Raw genomic sequence first — 22,033 nt, forward strand, 5'->3', positions numbered from 1 at the left:
TGTATTTTTACTATTTAGTTTGAAAACTTCTTTCTCAAAAGCACATAAAACTTATCCACACTCTGTGGTTTCTCTGCCCATCCATTTTTCAATGCATAGTTCGATTGCAAGAATGCATCTGCTTCCGCTAAATTATTAAATCGGTTTAATAGCTCTAAAGCTTCACTATAAGCCAAACTATAACCATTAAAAAGATCTTTAATAAACAACAACTTATCGTTCAGGCTTACTGCAGTTCTTAAATCGGTAACACGTTCTTGCGCCGTGGATGTTTGAAACTGCTGAGTTATATTTACACCAGCCTGACGCTGTTGTTGGATTAATTCGTTTATCGTCAACGGGCGGGTGGGCTGTTCTGTTATCGATTCGGTCTCTACATTAACTGTTACCGACTCAACGACCAAAACTTTCTCCTCTTCAACGACTTCACGAACAATAGGCTGTTCGGTTGATACATTAGCAACAGGTTCGTCGCGTTTTAACGGCTCCTCTGCTATCTTACCGAAATCTGTCAACAAAGAGTCTTGCCCATTTTCGCTAGTTATTTGCTCTTCAACAGCTCTCTCTTGCGGCTCTCCTATTTCTTCAAATACAGGCTGCTCATCTTTTTTTGCCGCAATATCCGTGGGAGGTGTAAAAACAATGGCCGATGGTTCATATTCAGCCTCTTTTATCAACTCGGGTTCTACAAAATAACCCAATGCCTTAATGCGATTAGACAAGTAGTGTATATCTCCTTCCAACAGCGTCAGTTCCAAAGCATCGAGCTCCTCATTAGACTTTAATATTTCATACTTAGAATTAATATCAAAAAGAAGGTTATCTATCTTCGCAAACAATTGATCTTTAGATTTCGCCATGGGTATCGTAAAATTTTATAATGAACACTACTATCCTACATCTTATATATACCAAAAATAAGATATAATTTCGATATTCGTGCAGTCGTAAGTAAGCTTTTGTGATATATTAACAAATCTTTAAACGCATTTTTTAAAAATATATTATGTTATTTTCTGAACAATATTTCAATAGAAGAGTGGGACAAGTAGGTAGTATAGAAGTCATTTGTGGATCCATGTTTTCAGGAAAGACCGAGGAACTCATCCGTCGAATGAGGCGTGCACAATTTGCTAAACTTCCTGTTGAAATATTCAAGCCCAGCATCGACACCCGATATGGGGACAAAGAAGTCGTATCACATGATAGCAATAGTATACCATCTACTCCGGTAAACCATTCCTCGGCGATTTTATTACTGAGTAGCGACACAAAGGTCGTCGGTATCGATGAAGCCCAATTTTTTGATGAAGAGCTACCCAATGTATGTACCCAATTGGCCAATAGAGGAGTCCGAGTTATCGTAGCAGGTTTAGACATGGATTTCCAAGGCAAGCCCTTCGGACCAATACCTGCACTCCTTGCCATCGCAGAACACATCTCAAAGGTACATGCTGTCTGCGTGCGTTGTGGGGCCCCAGCAACCTATTCGCACCGCACCACCGAAAGTGCCAACCTCGTACTGCTAGGAGAGAAAGAAAGCTATGAACCGCTATGCAGGTATTGTTATCATACTGCAAACGATATTTAACACAAACTTAATTTTAAATAACCTTAAATATGCAAGTAGCACCTTACTTTTGTAGTGTACTTCATAAAGATGAGTTTCATCAAAATTTAGGTTAAAAATTGGTTAGTTTAAAAGCACTTTTGCCCATCAAAAGTGCTTTTTTTTTATAACTGTCCAGTCAACACCATGTCCATTGGATTCACCTGCGAGCGATAACGATGAATAAGTTTACCATTTTCGTCTATTAAAAACTTTTCAAAGTTCCATTTGATAGCTCCAGTAAAATCAGGATTAGGCTGTTCCGTCAGAAATTTGAATAACGGATTGATCTTGTCTCCTTTTACTTCAACTTTCTCAGCCATCAAAAAACTAACGCCATAATTTTCTTCACAAAACCCCTTGATATCATCATTAGATCCAGGTTCTTGGTTACCAAAATTATTTGCTGGAAAACCGATAACGACCAATTTATCACCATACAACTTATGGAGTTCCTGAAGATCCTTATATTGCTTTGTAAATCCACATTTAGATGCCGTATTCACGATAAGCAACTTCTTCCCTTTAAACTCAGACAATTCAACTTTCTTTCCATCGATAGAGGTAAATGAAAAATCATAAATGGAAGGTTGTGGTGCGATGATATTAAGCACCATTATTAAGGCAACTGTAAACATAATTTTGTCTCCTTTCTAAAATGAATTAATAACTTATATTACTTGTTTCTCTTTGAATAATAAAATGAAATATCTCCTCTATTGGAGAACGCAGAATCTTTCCCACCTGTACCCCATGAAGATTACACACCGCCTGCAAGTGCATATCAAAAACATAAGCGATGCTACCTACAAAATTACATTTGTATTCCCAAAAGTTGGGATACGTCATGATATTGGTACGCACAAATTCATCAAAGCCATCCGTAAGAAGTTTGTCAATAAACGGGTGTGCCCTATTCTCAGACATAAAGGGGGTAAATGATGCAAGAAAAGAATTAGGTCTATCCCGCTGATAAACATTCTTGATAACGATATCTTTTGTTATACGATATTTCGCTTCAAAAATCTTTGCCAAATCCCTAGGCATGGTACCATATAGAAAACTAATTATTAAACGTTTACCAAACCAGGCTCCCGACCCTTCATCCCCCAGTACATAACCATTACCATGAACACTAGGCAGCAGGTTTTCTCCATCATAGTAACTGATATCCGAGCCAGTCCCCACAGTGGCTACCAACCCTTTTCCCATGCCACAAGTAGCAAACGCAGCACCAAGTAAATCAGACTCAACAGAAATAAAAGCTTGCGGGAATAAAACGGTCAATGCATTAGAGACAATTTCTCTTCTATCAGGCGTGATACAGCCAGCCCCAAAAAAATACACTTCTTTAATCTCTTCAATATAAGGTATAATTTCAGGAACATCTTTTAAAACTTTCTCTATCTCTTTCTCATTGACAAAAAAAGGATTTAGACCTTTTGTTTTAAAAAATAAAGGTTTACTATCGGGCACATTCAACATCCAATCCGAACTCGAAGATCCACTATCAGCGACTAAAATCATTCTTTTTCACTTAACAAATAATAATTCTTTTGTATGTCAAACTTAGATAAAATGCTTTGCATTCACCAATATCAAAACAAAAAATAACCTCGAAACGCACCTTTTTATATCTCCGATATAATTTTGAACTCCACTCCATTAGCCCTACCTTTGATTTTGGTTTCAAAACAAGCACACAGATCATATGCACTCTTCAATCCATTTTACACTCTCATTCAGCGAACCACAAGCACATTATGTAGAAGTACAGATGCACGTTAAGGGATTTTCCTCCGTTGATCACCTGGACATCAAGATGCCGGTATGGGCCCCAGGGTCTTATTTAATCCGGGAATATCCTAAAAATGTAGAGCGTTTTTCAGCAACTTCCTTAAATGGACAAGACCTTGCAGCATATAAGACGAGTAAAAATACCTGGAGAATAGAACACCAAGGCACCGATGTAGTTATAAAGTATGCCGTCTACGCCTTCGAAACATCCGTTAGAACTAGTCATATTGACTATTCTCATGCCTTTTTAAGTCCAGTAGGGGTTTTCATGTACGTTGACGGACACTTGGATCTTCCGACCAAGGTAGCCATCGAGATGCCAAACCATTGGCGCAAAGTATCGACAGGACTTGAACCTACAAACAATACCAATGAATACAACGCTGTTAACTTTGATATTCTATACGATAGTCCGATAGAAATAGGCAATCAAGATATTTGGTCCTTTGAAGTGGATGGAATCCCACATGAATTTGCAATGGTTGGAACGGCCGATTACGATAAGGAACAACTCACCGAAGACATAACAAAAATTATAAGTGAAGAAAATCGGATCTGGGGATCTAATCCCAATTCGCATTACACCTTCATCACCCACAATTACCAAAGTTCTACAGGAGGATTAGAGCATCTTAATTCTACTGTTCTTGCAGCATCCAGATTTGCTTACAGTCAGCCCAGCACCTACAAAAACTATTTAAGCCTTGTTGCCCACGAGTACTTCCATCTTTGGAATGTAAAGCGACTACGTCCCAAAGCCTTAGGTCCTTTTGATTACGAACAGGAAAATTACACTACAGCTTTGTGGATAATGGAAGGTTTTACAGCTTATTACGACAATCTGATTATACGTAGATGTGGTTTCTTTGATGAAAAAGAATATCTTCAACAGTTGGCCATAGACTTCAACACCGTATACAACCGTCCTGGCTATAAACTACAGAGTGCGGCGATGTCAAGTTTTGACACCTGGATTAAGCAGTATAGACCTGACGAGAATTCGCAAAACACCAGCATATCCTATTATAACAAAGGGGCAATGTTGGCTGCAGCACTCGACATCAAGATTATCGCAGAGACACAGGCCAAACATAGACTAGATGATGTTCTTAAAGCGGCCTATCAGCAGTTCTATATTATAGAGAACCGTGGTTTTGAAGAAGATGAATTCCAGGAGTTGGCACAAAATATCACTGGAGTAGATCTAAATGACATCTTTCTAGCCGCACATGGCATATATGAGTTGGATTACAACTTCTATTTTAATAAGGTAGGCTACCAATTAGTTGATCATAACGCAGGACAGCAAAATGTGACCCTAGGCGTAAAAACAGTTATCTCAGACAATCGAATCATTGTCAAACATGTCGACCGTAACTCCGGCGCGTGGGTAGCTGGCCTCAACGTCGAAGACGAACTTATTGCAGTCAACGGTTATCGATTAGAATCACAAGGAAAAGCAATGGATTATATATTATCCAAGGCCAAAGATGGGGACCAATTGACGGTATTGATTGCACGAGATGGTTTAATCAGCACATTGGAAGTTCCAGTCCATCTATCAGATAAAAAAGCATATAGTATAGAAATTACCCCTGATGCAGAAGCACAAACAGCAGCCTTAGGAAAAATATGGCTGTCTAAAAACGGGTAATCGACCGAAGCGCAGAATCCGCCAATTGGCGGATTCTCGCAACGAAAACCTTGAACAGCTCTGCTAAGCAAATCTAAAAAAAGCGGCTAGTCCCTTAATAGTTGATTATTCCGATAATCGAAACAGGCTCTCCGCAAGATTCCCGACATAAGATCGGGACACCGTAGCCTGAGGTTGACAGAAGGCCTTTTGCCCATATATCAATCTTTAAAACTTGTAACGGATAGAAAAGCCAAAGGGATCAATCAAACGAATGCTTGATTCCTGAATAAAATCAAAATAAGGTTTAACATCCAGAGAAATCGCCAATGGTGTCGTCGGTATATTATACTCCACACCGATGATACCATCGATACTCAAAGCCACCTCAGAATCCTTAGGATATTCTATTCCAGTTTGTAAATCTCGATAGCCCTTATACGTATAGCTTCCTATACTACCACCAAAACCATAGTACCAAGAGAAAGCACCAGACAATGGCTTATGAAACTCATAAAGACCGACCACCCGAAACCGGTTGGATCTGGAATTGCTCTGAATACTCATAATTCCTTCCACGGCCCGATCTTCCGACAATGTATATCGGTAATTAATACCCGTTGCCGAGCCAAATCTAGCACCCAAAGCATGCTGACTATCCAATTGTGCAAAACTATCTTTACCAATAAAAAGCAAAGCTGCCACCAAAAAAAGACTTCGTAAAATGTGATTCATACTAATGTTATATCCCGATAAATTCCAAAATTAAAATAATTCCGTTGTAAAAAAAACCTAAATGGTAAAGCGACACTCAGCAAATCACTCTCGGTCCAAGTCGCCCCATACATCGGCCTAGGTGTTATAAGATATAACGCACAAAAAACAGAATAGGTATATATCATTCTACTCTTTTTTACATTTTTTGATTTCGATTGTTCAGCCCTATTGACTATATTTATAGAAGCCACAGATATGGCTCATACCCAATTTGTAAATTTCAAAATCAAGAATACCATGAGCAGTGCAACCAGATTATTTGATTATTTAAAAAACAATCAGCCAACAGCAGGCCGTGAGCTTTTATTAGCAAAGAGGCAAGCTAAAGGATGGAAGGAATACAATAAAAAAGAAATAATAGACCTTGTCGACAATCTAAGCAAAGGAATACTCGCCAAAGGACTGCAAAAAGGAGACCGTGTAGCGCTCATGTCGGGCAACAGACCCGAATGGAACCTGGTAGATTTTGCCTGTAATCAAATTGGAATTGCATTAGTTCCCCTATATCCCACACTTTCGGCACAGGATCTTTCTTATATATTAAACGATGCAGACGTAAAGCTACTTTTTGTCAGCAACGAAGACCTAACGCATAAAGCAAAAAATGTACTCCAGGATAATCAGTTAAATATCGATCTGTACACTTTTGAGGATATCGATTCCTATAAGAATTATAATGAACTGATAGAGGATGGCAAAAAACAGACTATAGACCTGAAAAGTTATAATGATGCCGTGAGCACGGATGATCTACTTACACTGATCTACACATCAGGAACAACGGGCAAACCGAAAGGTGTCTGCCTGACGCACAAAAATGTAATAAGCAACGTAGAAGCAAGTAGACACCTACTCACTGATGATATTAACAAGGCACTTAGCTTCCTGCCTTTATGCCATATATTCGAACGGATGGTTGTATATATGTACTTTTCCAAAAATGTTCATATATACTATGCAGAAAACCTCGATAATATTGTCGTAGATATTAACGATGTTAAACCAGAGGTTTTCACTACTGTTCCACGTGTTTTAGAGAAAGTTTACGATAAGATCATCGAAAAAGGGAAAGCACTTACAGGTATAAAAAAATCACTTTTCTTTTGGGCTGTCAATCTTGGTCATCAATATAAAGAACCTGCATTAAACTCTGCCTTTTATAACTTTAAATTAGGAATAGCCCGGAAACTAATTTTTTCGAAATGGCAAGAAGCATTGGGGGGAAAAATACGCTTCATTATTTCGGGTGGAGCAGCACTGCAAGAAAGATTGGCTCGTGTATTTTGGGCTGCAGGAATCAAAGTTCTGGAAGGATATGGCCTCACCGAAACCTCGCCCGTTATTGCTGTCAACTCGTGGGATCCAAAAGATGTTAAATTTGGATCTGTAGGTCGGGTGTTAAAAAACCTAGACGTCAAAATAGCAGAAGACGGTGAGATTTTAGTCAAGGGGCCCTCCATATCTTCTGGCTACTATAAAAATGAAGAAGCAACAAAGGAGGCAATCGATGCGCAGAATTATTTCCATACAGGTGACATCGGAGAGCTTACTCCCGATGGATTCTTAAGGATCACCGATCGAAAAAAAGAGATGTTTAAAACTGCTGGAGGTAAATATGTAGCCCCTCAGGTGTTAGAAAACAAACTTATGGAATCCACTTTAATAGCTCAGGTAATGGTTATCGGTGAAAACCAACGCTTTCCTTCCGCCTTGATTGTACCTGCATTCGAAGAATTAGAAAAATACTGTAAATTCAAAGGAATCCCTTTCGAATCCAGAGAAAAGATCCTCGAAGATGAACAGATATTAGAAAAGTATCAGCAGGAAGTTAATAAAGCAAATGCTAACTTTGGACATTGGGAACAAATCAAAAAATTCGTATTGTTACCCAAAGAGTGGACCATAGACAACGGTGAACTTACACCAAAACTATCGTTAAAAAGAAAGGTCATACTCCAAAAATTTGAGACAACGATTAAGGGCATTTATGCAGAATAGCACAGTAAAGGAAAAAGAATCATTAATTCAAAAGATAAAGAGCTTCGGCCGCCTACTAGTTGATGCCGGGAATGGCTTTCTAGAAGACAATTGTATGAAGTTGAGTGCTTCACTAGCATACTACACCGTTTTCTCCATTGGCCCCCTGCTCATCATACTCGTGTGGGCTCTAGGTTTCCTTTATGGCAACCACCTGGAGGGACCAGACGGTGCGCGTGATACTGTAATGGCCGAGTTGACAGAACTATTCGGCCCCGAAATATCCAAATTATTGGAGAGCGCCGTACAGAAAATTTCTTTCGAAAATAAATCCAATATCGGTCTTCTCATAGGTATTTCTACATTAGTCGTCACTTCTACCACTATTTTTGTCGATATCCAAAACTCCATTAATACCATTTGGAAAGTTAAAGCAAAACCAAGAAAAGGTTGGTTAAAATTAATAATCAATCGTCTAATATCTTTTTCGATGATACTTGGACTAAGTTTTCTCTTAATGGCATCATTACTGATCAGTAGTGTCATCGGTATCCTTAGTCGGAATATAGAGCGGATACTCGGTGATTGGAATATTGAGCTTTGGGGATTAATCAATTCAGGAATAACCTTTATCATCATAGCCGTATTATTCGGATTTATCTTTTCATTCCTACCTGATGCCAAAGTCCGTTTTCGCGATATACTAGGAGGTTCTATTTTCACCACTATTTTATTTATGATAGGCAAATACGGTATCTCCCTATACCTATCCGTCAATGCTACAGCTACCGCTTATGGTGCAGCCGGCTCAATGATTATTCTTTTAGCATGGGTATACTACTCTGCAGCCATATTATATTATGGTGCCGAATTCACAAAGGAATATGCCATTAAATACGGTAAAGGGATATCCCCCTCTTCATTTGCGGTGCTGGTAAAACAAACTGAATTGGAAATAGATCCGGACACCGGAACACGTGAATTAGTAAAAAAACATAATAATCCAGTACAATAAATAGACTGTGCAAGATAAAAGTGTTCAATACATGCTGCTGGCAGGTTTCTTCTTTGCCATTATGAATGTGTGTGTCAAATATGTATCCCATCTTCCCACGTTAGAGGTTGTTTTCTTTCGCTCAGTTTTCAGTCTTGGCGTTACTTATTATCTTTTACGTAAAAACAACATTCCTCCACTCGGCAAAAACAAAGGAACACTGACACTACGGGGCATAGCAGGCTGTCTCGGTTTAATAGGTTCTTTTTACACCCTACAACACATCCCCTTGGCCTCCGCGGTAACCATTAATTACCTATCACCATTTTTCACCGCGATCCTGGGAATATTTATAGTCAAACAAAAAGTAAGAGCTATACAATTTCTATACTTTGCCATCTCCATTACAGGCGTTATTCTCTTGAAGGGATTCGACTTTAGAATAAGTACGCTAGACCTAGTTATTGGACTCAGCGCCGCTTTCTTTGCGGGTGTCGCTTACAATATGATTGCCAAGACCAAAAACGATGAACATCCATTGGTCATTATCTTTTACTTTCCATTATTGACCATACCCTTCGCTGGGATATACTGTCTTTACCACTGGGTCAATCCACTAGGATTAGACTGGATCTACCTGCTATTCATAGGGATCTTTACACAGCTCGCGCAGTATTACATGACATTGTCCTATCAGACAGCAAATCTTGCCAAAGTCGCAAGCTTGAACTACTTAGGTGTAATATACGCCCTAGGTTTTGGTTACTTCATCTTTGACGAAAGCTTCAATACGATGAGTTTTATTGCTATTCTCGTTATATTAATTGGGGTGTTTCTTAATCTTTTTGATCAAAAGATCTTAACGAAAATCCGCTCTATTTAACTATAAAAATAAGGGGGCTTACTTGTAAGCCCCCTTATTTTTTACTTCACATTATAGTAGTAAACTGTGCGTCCTATCCTACCGGCATTATCAATACCTTCTACCACAACTTTATACTTTCCATTACCATCCGCATTGAAGTAATCCAGACTGATAGCCCCCTTCTCATCCAATAACACATCTGGATTCCAATATACCGTGGTTCTGTAATCATTGGTCGATTTACTTTGATCGGTATCGTATTTAGGTGTATAAAACTTACGCTCCTTAATATACCCCAGCGGATACAGATCAACGACATTCGCCTTTGGCAATAACGCTTCAATTTGCGCCATCGTCATACGCGGACCTTTAGGCTTCTCCTTCTTGGTTATAATGGATACCACACCATCATTTTGATACAGCCTACTTACAGTACCCAAATCATCTCTATTAAAAATCTCGATAGCCTCGATCTCCATTGGTACTATCGAGTTCAACGTATTTTCGTCGATAGGCATCCCGTTTAAAAAGAACTGTACAGGCACCCGACTACCTTGATTATAGTTACGCGTCAAATAATATTTCAACGTCTGACTATCGTATGTAACACCGGTCAACAAAGTATTCAAACACATCGTAAGCATGTTACAACCATTTAGACGGTCTCCTTCAATACGATGATCAGCCATAGATAAACCGGATAAAGCGGAAAACTCTTTACTCGTACGCACTTCTTTACGCGAAGCAGATACGGTAACCTCATCTATGAGATTAGACGTCCTGAACTCGTTCCTACTGTTAGCAAGATAGTCCACCATTTGTTTATCAATATTTAAGATGTCATTTGCCTTATAAGGATTGTCGGTATCCACTTCAGGATAGAAAGACTGATCCATATTAATAACCAGATTCCGATAATTATCGTTGCTCCTCGCGTTAATAGTCACCTTCACAGAGTCAGGAAAATTTAAATCCTGGAATACGAAGCGCCCATCCTTATCTGTATAAGTATCTTTTCGCATAGCCCGTGCAGGAATGGAAAGCAACAATCCTCCATTAGGATACGGCCTTCCTGTATTTAGACGCAATGTTCCAGCTAATGTTATCCCTTGTTCGGGCATAAAGTTAACCTGAGGATATTTTTCAGCAACCAGCTCATCATAACTAAATCGCCGGAATCCCTGTGTCATCAACAAAGCATCAAGCGCCTGCTTTCTATTGGTAACTTCCGGATCAAAATAATAGCCCGGCTTTTCAACAAAACCAGTCAAGTCGGATGTTAGTAATAGACTGCTCAGTATGCCATTTTCCTGGTGATCATCAAATGGCACCTTCGTTTCATCGATAACAGCGACCGAAAGAGAGCTTAACAATTTTTCCGATGTACCATTACTGATATCTAGCTTAACGTGCTCCTTCTTGCTATAATTAGCTTTATCAGACTTTACCTGAATAGTTAAGTTCTCAGCCAAGTCATAAAACACCAACCGTTCGCTCAGTGCTTTTCCAGCTGGGCTCATCAGCGTAAACTGAATAATGCCATTTGGTAACTCTTTGACAGGAACAGACAAAACCAAACTAGAGTTTTTCATAGTCGCCTGTGCACCATAAATCAACTGACCATTCATCTGGCCAAAAATATAAAAGGGTTGATTTGCAATCTTCGAAAAATAACTCTCACTAGCCACTAAACCTACTTGTACAGCTTCCGAACTTATTTTAGAAACAACGATATTAATACCATCAGCTTTAACCATAGGAAGGTCAAAAGATCTTTCAGTACCGCCTTCCGCAGTAATCAATGCTTTGTATTGCTCTCCGGCGACAGGTAATAAGTTAAAATAGCCCATTCCCAATCCCAGATCAGAAAATTCGACTACGACTTTCTTCTTGCTGTCTACGATCTTGCCATTTATCTTTACTCCCTTTCCGTTGGTACCTATTGCTTTAAAGGCTATATTTTTAGCGACTCCCTCCAAAAGATCTCCTCCTTCAGGAAAAAACTGCACATCTATTGCCTCGGCCAATGCATTCTTTAAAGGAAAGTCCCCCACCATCGCGGATTCGCCGTCCACCTTGACGATTAGACGTCCCTTTTTCAACATCTCCTTATCTTTTGATGAAAACGAAAGCGTAACTCTTCCCATATCATCTGTTTCTGATTTCCCTTTATCAAACGGATCCCAACCGTCAATCGCTTCCCAGGTGACCTTCTTCTTACTCAACAATGTCCCCTTAGAATCCCTAAATTGAATGGTAGCTTTGGTCTTATTACCATCAGGTGTATAGGTTATCTCGGATCCTAATTTCTTATTAATAGCATCTCCGACGGTGACGATTTTATTGAAGAAATAATCGACATCAAAATTCATCATCCATTTAGTATATCCCCTAAACCGATAATTATCCTGCTTAACAACTTGCGGGTCCAGTACAAAATATCCAGCACCACTATTGTTCTTTAGTGGAATACGAAGAGTTTGAATCAAAGAGTCTCTTCCATTAATCACATCCACATAAGCGATTTTACTCGGATCATAAGATATCTGATTATGGTATAAATATGTTTTAAACCATAAGGTGTCGCCGACGGCGTAATAAGGCTTATCGAAATGTAAATGTACCTTTTCCAGTGGGTAGACCCCGAAATACTTCTGCACGCGCTCGACAACAGTATTAATAGGGATTTTAGGAACTTCTTGTCCCTGCACCGTCTGAACAAACAAAAACAATAGAAATAAGGAATAAATAGGATGTATCTTTTTCATTTAATTAAGTTCTGTTAAACCGGCTCCCGGTCTCATTAAAACAGTATTCAGCTAAAGATAAAAAAATTAAATTCTATCCACTTCAAAACGCCAAATTAAGCGCTTAATTTAACACATTTTTAGATCTTATAACAGCGGGGCCATTAAGCGGCAGATAGAATCTGCACCGCGTTTCCATCGTGGACGATTCTTCCAATCCTCCAAAGTTAAAACAACACAATCCTGCTTGTCTAGATCAAACTGCTTCTCACTTTGCAGACAGAGCGTGGAATCGGAAACTACAGCTGCAATTTCGTAGTTAATATAAAAACTACGTATATCCAGATTTACGGTTCCGATAAAGGTTAGCTTTCCATCCACCGTCATCGTTTTAGCATGTAGAAATCCCTTCTGGTATAAAAGTACCTCCACCCCTCTTTCCAATAAAGGTTTCAAAAAAGAAAACGAAGCATGTTGTACAAAATACGAATCTGAAGTAGCCGGTATCATTAATTCCACTTTTACACCAGAGGCAGCTGCTATAATTAGCGCTCTTTCCAACTCTTCACTGGGGATATAGTAAGGCGTACAAAGTCGCACATGTTGATTCGCTTCACCAATAGCGATCAACATAGCTTCCATATTAAATGGGCCCACCGAAGCGGGGTCGCTAGACACAAATCCTACCCCGGCCTCACCACTTTCCGTCCTATTCTCCCGTATCATATGCAGATACCCATCTTCCAACAAAAAAGGAGCACCATCCGTTTGATTCCAGGAGCTCCAGAAATTTATCTGCAGCATATTAATTGCCAACCCCTCTATACGGAGTGAGATATCCCGCCAATAAGTGGCCTTTCTATTAGCAGAAGTATTACTATATCTATCCGAAATATTAATCCCTCCGACATACCCAACTACACCATCTATCACTACGATTTTTCGATGATTACGATAATTTGAATTCGCCAAGGAGGTAAATGTCACTGGAAGAAACGCATGAAAATCAATACGAGAACCTTTATTCCGACGCATATATTTAATCAAATCCGGCGAACCGAAGCTGTCTACAATCAACCTAACCACAACACCTTCAGCCGCTTTTTCTTCCAGAATATTCAAAATATCAAGTCCAACATGATCCGGCTGAAAAATATAATACTCCATATGAATGGAATGCTTCGCTTGCCTTAAATCCACTTTTAGAGCTTCAAATTTTTCCTCACCGTTGACCAAAAGTCTGACATCATTATTCAGTGTTGGCGATGACAATCTTTCCCGCTTCATCAATCGAAACACTTTAGATAAATCGCCAATTTCATCATGAATATTCTGAATAAACGATTCCATTACCGGATCCAACAATTCCCACTGTTTTTCTAGACGACGCGCCTGCTGCTTATTTATTTTCTTTATTTTCTGAACTTTAACAAATTTTTGTCCAAAAAAATAATACAAAATAAGTCCCAAAAACGGAATGAATATAATGACCAAAATCCAAGCAATAGTTTTGCTAGGATTTCGGTTCTCAATCAGAATAGCACTGATCACTCCGATATAAAGTATCAATAACGGAACCCAATACCAACTTAAAGCAAAATCAATAAATGGCTTTAACCCTTCCATATGGCGGATATTTGTAACAAAAGCCTATAATCTTCGATCATAGGCTTTTGTTTTTGGTGTATTTTAAACTTCTCTTTCCTTATCCCAATTTTCGAGATAATCGCCCACCCTTTTCAAAAATGTACCTCCTAATGCACCATCAATAACGCGATGGTCATACGACATAGTTAAGTACATCATATGTCGAATAGCGATAACATCTCCATCCGGAGTTTCTAAGACAGCAGGTTTTTTCGTGATAGTCCCCACTGCTAGAATAGCTGCTTGAGGCTGGTTAATGATCGGCATTCCGAAGATATTGCCAAAAGCCCCAATATTGGTAAAGGTAAATGTCCCACCTTGCGTATCATCAGGTTTTAACTTATTTCCTCTCGCTCGATTAGCCAAATCATTGACGGCTTTACTAATCCCTACCAAACTCAATTGATCAGCGTCTTTGATTACCGGAACAATAAGATTTCCAGAAGGCAATGCAGCCGCCATGCCAATATTAATATGTTTTCTTTTGATAATATTATTGCCATCAACAGAGACATTAATCATCGGAAAATCCTTCAATGCTTTTGTAATTGCTTCAATGATCAACGGCGTAAACGTAATATTCTCACCTTCTCTTTTCTTGAAGTTATCTTTTACCTTATTTCGCCAGTTTACCAAATTGGTCACATCAGCCTCAACAACAGAAAACACATGGGGAGAAGTACGAATACTATTTACCATATGATCCGCAATAAGGCGACGCATACGGTCCATTTCAATAATCTCATCCCCATTTGTAGCCTTTACCACTTCCACAGGAGCAACAGTTGTAGCACCGCGCACCTCCGTATTCTCAACTGCAGCTGAAACTTGCGGTATCGTGGATGTACCAGCAGACTTCAATTTTATATAATCCAACACATCCTGCTTCGTCACCCTTCCTTCGGATCCAGACCCCGCTATTGTTTCCAACTCTTGTGCTGAAAGCCCCTCTTGCTGGGCGATACTTTTCACTAAAGGCGAATAAAAACGCTCTTCCGAGGTACCCCTAGTTATTGATGACGATTCTGAATTAGCATTTTCTAATATTTCAATCCCAGGAATTGGATTTTCAGGGACAGAAGTTTCAACCGCAGGAGCTGTAAAAGCCGGTGTATCTGTTTTAACAGCAATACTCTCCTCTTCGCCACCGCCTTCGATTTCTAATAAGGCGATAACATCACCCACTTGGGCCACGCGACCTTCTTCAAATAGAATTTCTTTCAGTATCCCCTGAACAGGTGAAGGAACCTCCGAGTCTACCTTATCTGTAGCGACCTCAACCACTGTATCATCTTCTTCGATACGATCACCTACAGCTTTCACCCACTTTGTCAAAGTAGCTTCAGAAACACTCTCCCCCATCTTTGGAAGTACCAATTTGAATATTCCCATAATTATTTTGTGTTTTATCGTACTAAGTTAGAGAATTAGGAATGAAATCCCTAAAAACAAAATATAATATTTAAAATCATTTTAATATTGAAATTATATTTCAGGATTCAACACTATCCTGCCTATACAATTTCCACAACATATTTAAGGCTTGAGCGATACTACGTTCAATATTTATTTGTCGATCGTTCCGAAATTGAAATACCTGTGTTATAGTTTTAAACCTTCCACTTACAGCAATCCAAACCGTACCCACGGGTTTCTCCACAGTCCCCCCCCCAGGCCCAGCTATCCCACTCGTAGCTATACTATATTGCGCACCACTCATTTTTTTCACTCCTTCGGCCATCTGGATCACAGTTTGTTCGCTAACGGCACCATAGTCTCGCAACACTTCTTCTTGCACACCCAACACCTGTTCTTTAATTCTATTATGATACGCCACGATACCACAGTCAAAGATGGCACTAGCTCCTGGAATCGAAGTAATAGATCCAGCCAAAAGTCCACCGGTACAACTTTCCGCAACGGCCAGACGGAGACCAGTCCGAGTAAATTCTTCAACAATAGCTTCTTCAATTGTTACATCTTTACGCGCTACCAAGTGATCCGATAAGCGTTTCCCAATCCGTTCAGCAAATTGTTCCGTTTCTTTTTTTATACTTTCGAAATCAGTCCCTACAGCCGATAAACGGAGTCGAACACCGCCCAACTTAGGAAGATAAGCCAACCGGATATGTGAAGGCAATTCATCCTCTATATCTGCGATTTTCTCTGCCAAAAAAGATTCACCAATGCCCATCGTAATCACATGAGCATGATAGATGGCTTCTTTTGCTCTATAAGTTGCCAGCTTCGGAACAACCCGATTTTCCATCAGAAATTTCATTTCAAAAGGCACGCCCGGTAAGAAAACAAAAAATTTGCCCTCATGTTCCACCCACATTCCAGGTGCGGTCCCTACATCATTAAAAAGCACTTCACTGCACGCCAAAACATCGGCCTGCCCGTAATTCATCAAAGGCATAGCTCGTCCATTCCCAAATTTTTCAAAAATAGACTTGACATGCTCCAAGACTTTTTCATCCTTTACCAGTGTCGTGTTAAAAAAAGAAGCGATGGTTTCCTTCGTGACATCATCCTTTGTAGGGCCTAATCCCCCTGTCACTATGATAAGATCGGAGCGACGGGAAGCTTCACTCAAGGTATGATAAATAAGATCTTTATGATCCGGAATAGATACAATCTGTTGTATAGATATATGCAAAGAGTCCAAGAGTTGACCAATCCATGCCGAGTTTGTATCAACAACTTGGCCCAATAATATCTCGTCTCCTATTGTTATAATTTCAGCTTTCATCTGTTTTTACCGCATTAGTTACATCGCCCCCACAACCTGTTAGATCAGGACGGCTTAATACAACACATAGTTAGTAAAAAAATATTAATAAGTATAATGGCTATTACGCTTTGTTAATTTCAGATCCTGTAATACAGAGGCTTTAGCTCTGATCGTAATATTGTAACTCTGATAACGGCCAAAAGGTACCCAGCCAACAGACATATCCCAGCAATGAAGATCCCGATAGATTGAGAAACGGGTCATAGACACCTCTTTTTGTTTAAAATCGTAACCTGAGTTGAATTGAATCTTCCACTTCGGAGTAACGTTTACGTCACCATGTAAACTTAGCGTTGCAGAGTAATCGCTTCGCTCACGACGCACGACCGAATCAAAGCGCTTAAAATGCTGAAAGCTGAACGACCCAGCTAAGTTCCATGGTATATTAAAATCAACAAATGCATTTGGGTCGGTACTGATTCGAGCAAGAGCTTCCGACTGTTCTTTTGTCATATTAGGCATACTGTTGCGCATCGAGTCGATATTACCATTTCTACTCTTTGATGCATCCGGATTAAAGCTATAATCAAAAGACAAACCAAAATTTGTTAAGCGCGCCAATTTACCATCTTGTACGGCGAATTTATCGATTCGCTGCCCCCTATAATCCAATTGGTAAGGATCAAAAGTACCGTTAAAGTTCAGATTTATTTTTTCATTAAAAAGTGTCGTCCTACCTGAAAAGCTGATCGTTGAGAGTTTCAAAGAATCCGCAGCGAAATTGTAGTTACCACTAAATGTCAACCCCTGAAGAATAGGGATTTTCTTAAAGCCTTTACCTGTCGTATCATTTTCTGTACGAATTTTAGCTTCAATATTATTGTCTACGGAGAAGCCAATTCCCATGGATTTACCCGAAGAAGGTCCACCGAAAATAGCACCGTCAAATATCGAATATTCAGAAAGACGTCCACTCTGATCAATATAGGACTTGTAAAAACCATATCTAGGATCTGAAAAATCGGGTCTATAGTTAAAGTTGATCGAAGGCGTCACCACATGACGTACCGCGTCTATCTTACCGATCTTAGGGTACCTACCATACACCTTCGTCGACAAACCACTCGAAAACGAATAGTCATAGGCTCTTCTAAATCCAGAAATTGTGTCACGTGTGTCGATATAACCGTTAATCTCGTTATCTAATGCTTTTCGGATCGTCTGCAAGTACCAACGCTCTGTATAATTCACCGAGGTGTTAAATTGGAAAAATTTAAACGCATTTAAACTCAAACTCACAGGTATATTATGTTGAAATCCGTTTGTAAACTGCTTCAAAGCCTGTTTAGTAAAAAGCACGGAGTCACCCGTCGAAATAGAGTTTCTTCCCTGCAGACTGTATCCCACCGTAATACGTTGATACCATTTCTGCTCCCCTACCCGTTCTTTAGAATCAAAAGGATTAAATGTAGAAACGTTTAAAGCAAATGTCGGTAATTCCAAATCCACCTTACCAGACGCCATATCCTGACGATGGCTCAAACTAGACGTAAAGTTTACTTTGCCATCTGCAAATACTTTACCATAACTGATGGAAGAGGACATGTTATTACGCGTCAACTGATCATAGTCATAGGTACTATTTGCTCCCGTATTCTGAAAATAAGACGCGGTACCAAAATTGACCGAAGCAGAAAAAGAGGTCCCTGGGTTAGCCTCTTGTCGTTGCGTATGGTTCCACGTGACATTAAAGTCCTTATTACTACCATAATTGCTAGCACCCTCAGTACCCACTTTAGTAGATGCATAACGGATGTTAAAACCGCCACTGTACTTATAATTCACTAAATAGTTTGTACGTATTGACGATTCCCAAGATCCCTTGGAATAGAAGCTACCACGAATCTCCGAATCCCAGTAGTCATTAAATGTAAGGTACCAACCCAAATCCCGCAAACCGAACCCGCGTGCCACATCATCTCCAAAAGAAGGGAAGAGAAAACCCGAAGATTTTTTATCCTGCTTGGGAAAAAAACCAAATGGCAAAGCCAGAAACTTCATCGGAATCCCTTGGACCACTAAATAAGACGGCCCAGCGATAATCTGCTTATCCGTAACCACCCCTTTAGTAATATGAATACCAAAATGGGTATGAGGTTCCGGAAGATTACATGTACTATATAACGCCTTATGAATAGACATTTCATCGTAGAGATTCTTTCTCAAGATCTTAGCCTGAATAAATCCGCCATCGACCTCAGTCATAATACCGAAGGTCTTCCCCTCCTGAGATTTATAGTTATACCGCAAGGAGTCTACCGCTTTCGGTGTATCATTTGGAAACAATACAACAGGTCTCCCCACATACTTACCATTATGATCGACTACACCACTCGCAAAAAGTATATTTGTATTACGATCCAAACGGATATAATCTGCAGAAAGTTCAAATTCTTGATATTTAACTTTAGCACCTTTATAAAGGTGAATAATATTTTTACTTACTTCATTCCAGGAAGAGTCGTTGGCGACAATAGTAACCACGGTCTCCAGGCCGCTGTCGGTCTTCATCACAACAGTATCTTGGCCACTTTTTCCTTTAAGATGATTTTTAGTTGTATCCTTGGTTACTAAGGAAGTATCCTTAACATTGGTACTTATAGGTTTCGTAGGCGTAACTTGAGAGAACACTGCAGCTGTTCCTAACAATAGGAACACAGATAAAAGTAAAATACGAGTTAGCGTTTCCAAAGTCGAAATACGAAATATTATTTTAGTCTTAAAAATAAACTATTATCGGCAAAAGTAGTCAAAATCATTAATAAAAGGTTCTTATTTTTATCATATACAATTAAACAACTATCTTTGTCAGTCCGTTATAAATTAGCTGAGACAAAAATGTAAAAAAAACGCCGATGAAATTTTTAAATATTGTTAAAAAATTAAGCTTTTCCCTTTTCGCATCCTCCTTACTAGTAGCATTCGTTTCCTTTATACCGGTTTCTAATGATCCCCCCGCTTCAAAGAATAAAAAAACATTCACAGTGGTAATCGACCCTGGTCATGGCGGACCCATCCCTGGAGCAGCAGGACGAAGATCTTTAGAAAAAAACATCGTTCTAGATGTATCTAAAAAGCTTAAAAACGAACTGGAAAATAAGTTAGCTATTAATGTCATTTTGACGCGTAGCACAGACATAGATGTTCCTTTTAAGGAACGCTCCGAAATAGCCAATAGGAACAATGCGGATATTTTCGTGTCCATCCACGCAAACTCCACCAGTCAACGAACATCTAAAGCCAGTGGTACAGAAACCTTTGTATTAGGATTCCACCGTATGTCAGAGCAAGATGTAGCTATCCGTGAAAATGCGGATATGTTGCTCCATAATGAAGACAACAGCGACTTAGGTGACTTTGATCCTAAAGACCCATCCAGCTATATCGTATTTAAAGTGATGCGTAGACAATATCGGGACCGCAGCATTCGCCTAGCCTCCATGATGCAACAAGAGTATGTCAACTCACGACGCGTCAACAGAGGAGTCAAAGAATTGGGTCTAGCCGTACTGGCACGTGCCTCGATGCCTGCTGTACTAACAGAAATTGGCTTTATCAATAATTCCGAAGAAGAAAACTACATGTTGTCAGATGAAGGTCAGGCCGAAATCGTAGAAAATTTGTTCCAAGCAATAAAAAAATACAAAACATCTACAGAGAAATAAACATTTCTTATATTTAAAGTGTTTATATGTTGTATAAGCTAAACCCTTAAATTAACGTATTTTGAAGATATCAAACGAGACTAAAGTAGGCGCATTAACGGCAATAGCAATTGCATTATTATTTATAGGATATAGTTTTTTGAGAGGAAATGATGTTTTCAGTTCAGATAACATGTTTTATACCGACTATGACAACGTCGACGGTCTTGCAACATCGAAACCTGTAATGGTGAACGGATATCAGATCGGGCGTGTATCTCGAATGTATCTTATGGATAACGGCAAGATACGTACAGAATTTAAAATAAAAAGCGAGTACAATGTTCCCTCAAATACCATTGCTCGAATCGTTAGCGAAAGTATATTGGGTAGTAAAGTTATTGTATTTGACTTGGGCAACAGTAGCACAATGGCTCGACATGGAGATCCTTTACAGTCGGACGTACAAGCCAACCTAATGGAAAAAGTAGAACCTCTACAAAAGAAAATCGAAAACCTAGTGGTCAAGCTAGATTCTGTACTAAGTGCAGTAAATACAGCCTTAGACGATGAGTTTCAGCGCGATTTCAAAAAAAGTCTACGTAGCATATCTGTGTCATTGACCAATATGGAGAAAATAACACATGATGTGGAAAACTTGATGGGATCTGAACGGATTCGTTTGGCTAAAATCATGCAAAACCTAGAATCTATTACCAGCAATTTTAAAAACAACAACGAAAAGATAAATTCGATCTTGGCCAATCTTGACAATCTCTCGGACGATCTATCCAAGACCGAGATCAAGGCGACCATAGACAACGCCCATCAGGCAATGAAGGACGTTCAGGCCATAACCGGCAAAATAAATCAAGGGGAAGGATCCATCGGCTTGCTTCTCAACGACAAGCAGCTGTATGATAACCTTAATAGTGCATCAGCAAACCTGAATGAACTTGTCCATGATTTAAAAACAAATCCCGGCAAATATTTAAAGATTTCAATTTTTGGCAAGAAGGATACGAAATAATTAAATTATAACTTATAAAAAAGCCTTTCGATACTATGGTATTGAAAGGCTTTTTTTGTTCCTCTTGTCCATTTAAACTTTGCAATATCCCGGTTTTCGGGGAAGAAAAGGCAGTCCTTTTATAAATACCTTTGCTAAAACAAAACGATAATTTAATAGCAATGGACAACAAATCAGTAAAAAACAGCGTTCAGGAAGGAAAAAACATAGCAATAATATCCTATATCACATTAATAGGATTAATTATAGCCTTTGTAATGAACAAAGACAAAAACAATAACTTTGCAAAATTCCATATCCGTCAAAACATGGGATTATTAATCGTGGGCCTTATCTCTGGAATTCTACGTGTAGTTCCAGTAGCAGGAGAAATCATCGCTATGATTGTCGGTACGATTTTATTAATCTTATGGATTATGGGATTAATATCTGCTTTCAACGGCAGTCAAAAAGAACTTCCTTTTGTAGGTCAATTATTTCAAAAATGGTTCAGTACATTATAAAAAAATAAAGGGATCC

General features: G+C 39.2%; 17 protein-coding genes. 8 read left to right on the top strand and 9 right to left on the bottom strand.

The annotated features are described in order from the left end of the window. Positions 1–14 precede the first annotated feature (14 nt). Positions 15–860 (bottom strand): hypothetical protein, encoded by an 846-nt coding sequence (locus tag B5X76_RS06065; RefSeq protein WP_079642170.1) that lies wholly within the window; start codon positions 858–860, stop codon positions 15–17. A gap of 146 nt (positions 861–1,006) precedes the next feature. Between B5X76_RS06065 and B5X76_RS06070 the strand changes: the two genes are divergently transcribed. Beyond that, a complete protein-coding gene (locus B5X76_RS06070; RefSeq protein WP_079642172.1) occupies positions 1,007–1,591 on the top strand; it encodes a thymidine kinase in 585 nt (194 codons plus the stop codon). Between the two features lie 143 nt (positions 1,592–1,734). Here B5X76_RS06070 and B5X76_RS06075 read toward each other — a convergent pair whose 3' ends face one another. Together B5X76_RS06075 and B5X76_RS06080 are read right to left on the bottom strand one after the other, a co-directional pair. Continuing rightward, on the bottom strand, positions 1,735–2,247 hold the full coding sequence (locus B5X76_RS06075) for a glutathione peroxidase (RefSeq protein ID WP_079642174.1): 513 nt from the start codon (positions 2,245–2,247) through the stop codon (positions 1,735–1,737). 25 nt (positions 2,248–2,272) lie between these two features. Further along, entirely contained in the window at positions 2,273–3,136 is an 864-nt protein-coding gene (locus tag B5X76_RS06080; RefSeq protein ID WP_079642176.1) for an N-acetylglucosamine kinase, read from the bottom strand. A 184-nt stretch (positions 3,137–3,320) separates the two neighbouring features. Here B5X76_RS06080 and B5X76_RS06085 point away from each other — a divergent pair, with 184 nt between their 5' ends. Further along, on the top strand, positions 3,321–5,060 hold the full coding sequence (locus B5X76_RS06085) for a M61 family metallopeptidase (RefSeq protein WP_079642178.1): 1,740 nt from the start codon (positions 3,321–3,323) through the stop codon (positions 5,058–5,060). Between the two features lie 207 nt (positions 5,061–5,267). Here B5X76_RS06085 and B5X76_RS06090 read toward each other — a convergent pair whose 3' ends face one another. After that, positions 5,268–5,774 carry a hypothetical protein gene (locus B5X76_RS06090; protein WP_079642180.1) on the bottom strand — a complete coding sequence of 169 codons (507 nt, stop codon included), beginning with the start codon at positions 5,772–5,774 and terminating at the stop codon, positions 5,268–5,270. 237 nt (positions 5,775–6,011) lie between these two features. Between B5X76_RS06090 and B5X76_RS06095 the strand changes: the two genes are divergently transcribed. Genes B5X76_RS06095 through B5X76_RS06105 form a run of 3 tightly spaced genes read left to right on the top strand, consistent with a single transcriptional unit; the run spans position 6,012 to position 9,670 of the window. Next, positions 6,012–7,814 (top strand): AMP-dependent synthetase/ligase, encoded by a 1,803-nt coding sequence (locus B5X76_RS06095; protein ID WP_394333396.1) that lies wholly within the window; start codon positions 6,012–6,014, stop codon positions 7,812–7,814. Continuing rightward, entirely contained in the window at positions 7,804–8,808 is a 1,005-nt protein-coding gene (locus B5X76_RS06100; RefSeq protein ID WP_079642182.1) for a YihY/virulence factor BrkB family protein, read from the top strand. Before B5X76_RS06095 ends, B5X76_RS06100 begins: the two co-directional genes overlap by 11 nt. 7 nt (positions 8,809–8,815) lie before the next feature. Beyond that, entirely contained in the window at positions 8,816–9,670 is an 855-nt protein-coding gene (locus B5X76_RS06105; protein ID WP_217699625.1) for a DMT family transporter, read from the top strand. Between the two features lie 41 nt (positions 9,671–9,711). On the opposite strand, the gene B5X76_RS06110 is transcribed toward B5X76_RS06105, so the two are convergent. From B5X76_RS06110 to B5X76_RS06130, 5 genes are all read right to left on the bottom strand, one after another. Further along, positions 9,712–12,420 (bottom strand): hypothetical protein, encoded by a 2,709-nt coding sequence (locus tag B5X76_RS06110; RefSeq protein WP_079642184.1) that lies wholly within the window; start codon positions 12,418–12,420, stop codon positions 9,712–9,714. 126 nt (positions 12,421–12,546) lie between these two features. Beyond that, positions 12,547–14,025, bottom strand: coding sequence for a cardiolipin synthase (cls, locus tag B5X76_RS06115; protein ID WP_079642186.1), 1,479 nt, complete (start codon positions 14,023–14,025; stop codon positions 12,547–12,549). A gap of 63 nt (positions 14,026–14,088) precedes the next feature. Next, positions 14,089–15,438, bottom strand: a complete 1,350-nt coding sequence (locus B5X76_RS06120) for a dihydrolipoamide acetyltransferase family protein (protein ID WP_079642188.1) — start codon at positions 15,436–15,438, stop codon at positions 14,089–14,091. 100 nt (positions 15,439–15,538) lie between these two features. Continuing rightward, positions 15,539–16,798, bottom strand: a complete 1,260-nt coding sequence (locus B5X76_RS06125; protein ID WP_079642190.1) for a competence/damage-inducible protein A — start codon at positions 16,796–16,798, stop codon at positions 15,539–15,541. An 84-nt stretch (positions 16,799–16,882) separates the two neighbouring features. Continuing rightward, positions 16,883–19,498, bottom strand: a complete 2,616-nt coding sequence (locus tag B5X76_RS06130) for a putative LPS assembly protein LptD (RefSeq protein ID WP_245800971.1) — start codon at positions 19,496–19,498, stop codon at positions 16,883–16,885. Positions 19,499–19,695: 197 nt separating this feature from the next. On the opposite strand from B5X76_RS06130, the gene B5X76_RS06135 reads away from it, so the two are divergent. From B5X76_RS06135 to B5X76_RS06145, 3 genes are all read left to right on the top strand, one after another. After that, a complete protein-coding gene (locus tag B5X76_RS06135) occupies positions 19,696–20,505 on the top strand; it encodes an N-acetylmuramoyl-L-alanine amidase family protein (RefSeq protein ID WP_079642192.1) in 810 nt (269 codons plus the stop codon). Positions 20,506–20,566: 61 nt separating this feature from the next. After that, on the top strand, positions 20,567–21,514 hold the full coding sequence (locus tag B5X76_RS06140; protein WP_079642194.1) for an MlaD family protein: 948 nt from the start codon (positions 20,567–20,569) through the stop codon (positions 21,512–21,514). Between the two features lie 161 nt (positions 21,515–21,675). Next, the gene (locus B5X76_RS06145) at positions 21,676–22,017 is read left to right on the top strand and encodes a DUF4870 domain-containing protein (protein WP_079642196.1); all 342 of its coding nucleotides are present in this window, start codon (positions 21,676–21,678) and stop codon (positions 22,015–22,017) included. The last annotated feature ends 16 nt before the right edge of the window (positions 22,018–22,033 follow it).

The sequence above is a fragment of the Sphingobacterium nematocida genome (genome assembly GCF_900168125.1).
In the GTDB taxonomy this organism is placed as follows: Bacteria; Bacteroidota; Bacteroidia; order Sphingobacteriales; family Sphingobacteriaceae; genus Sphingobacterium; species Sphingobacterium nematocida.

Bases quoted from the DNA above. Each gene is read 5' to 3' on its own strand.
- B5X76_RS06100 (WP_079642182.1), top strand. From the start codon at position 7,804: ATGCAGAATAGCACAGTAAAGGAAAAAGAATCATTAATTCAAAAGATA.
- B5X76_RS06080 (WP_079642176.1), bottom strand. From the start codon at position 3,136: ATGATTTTAGTCGCTGATAGTGGATCTTCGAGTTCGGATTGGATGTTG.
- B5X76_RS06110 (WP_079642184.1), bottom strand. From the start codon at position 12,420: ATGAAAAAGATACATCCTATTTATTCCTTATTTCTATTGTTTTTGTTT.
- cls (WP_079642186.1), bottom strand. From the start codon at position 14,025: ATGGAAGGGTTAAAGCCATTTATTGATTTTGCTTTAAGTTGGTATTGG.
- B5X76_RS06065 (WP_079642170.1), bottom strand. From the start codon at position 860: ATGGCGAAATCTAAAGATCAATTGTTTGCGAAGATAGATAACCTTCTT.
- B5X76_RS06090 (WP_079642180.1), bottom strand. From the start codon at position 5,774: ATGAATCACATTTTACGAAGTCTTTTTTTGGTGGCAGCTTTGCTTTTT.
- B5X76_RS06085 (WP_079642178.1), top strand. From the start codon at position 3,321: ATGCACTCTTCAATCCATTTTACACTCTCATTCAGCGAACCACAAGCA.
- B5X76_RS06135 (WP_079642192.1), top strand. From the start codon at position 19,696: ATGAAATTTTTAAATATTGTTAAAAAATTAAGCTTTTCCCTTTTCGCA.
- B5X76_RS06120 (WP_079642188.1), bottom strand. From the start codon at position 15,438: ATGGGAATATTCAAATTGGTACTTCCAAAGATGGGGGAGAGTGTTTCT.
- B5X76_RS06095 (WP_394333396.1), top strand. From the start codon at position 6,012: ATGGCTCATACCCAATTTGTAAATTTCAAAATCAAGAATACCATGAGC.
- B5X76_RS06075 (WP_079642174.1), bottom strand. From the start codon at position 2,247: ATGTTTACAGTTGCCTTAATAATGGTGCTTAATATCATCGCACCACAA.
- B5X76_RS06070 (WP_079642172.1), top strand. From the start codon at position 1,007: ATGTTATTTTCTGAACAATATTTCAATAGAAGAGTGGGACAAGTAGGT.
- B5X76_RS06125 (WP_079642190.1), bottom strand. From the start codon at position 16,798: ATGAAAGCTGAAATTATAACAATAGGAGACGAGATATTATTGGGCCAA.
- B5X76_RS06145 (WP_079642196.1), top strand. From the start codon at position 21,676: ATGGACAACAAATCAGTAAAAAACAGCGTTCAGGAAGGAAAAAACATA.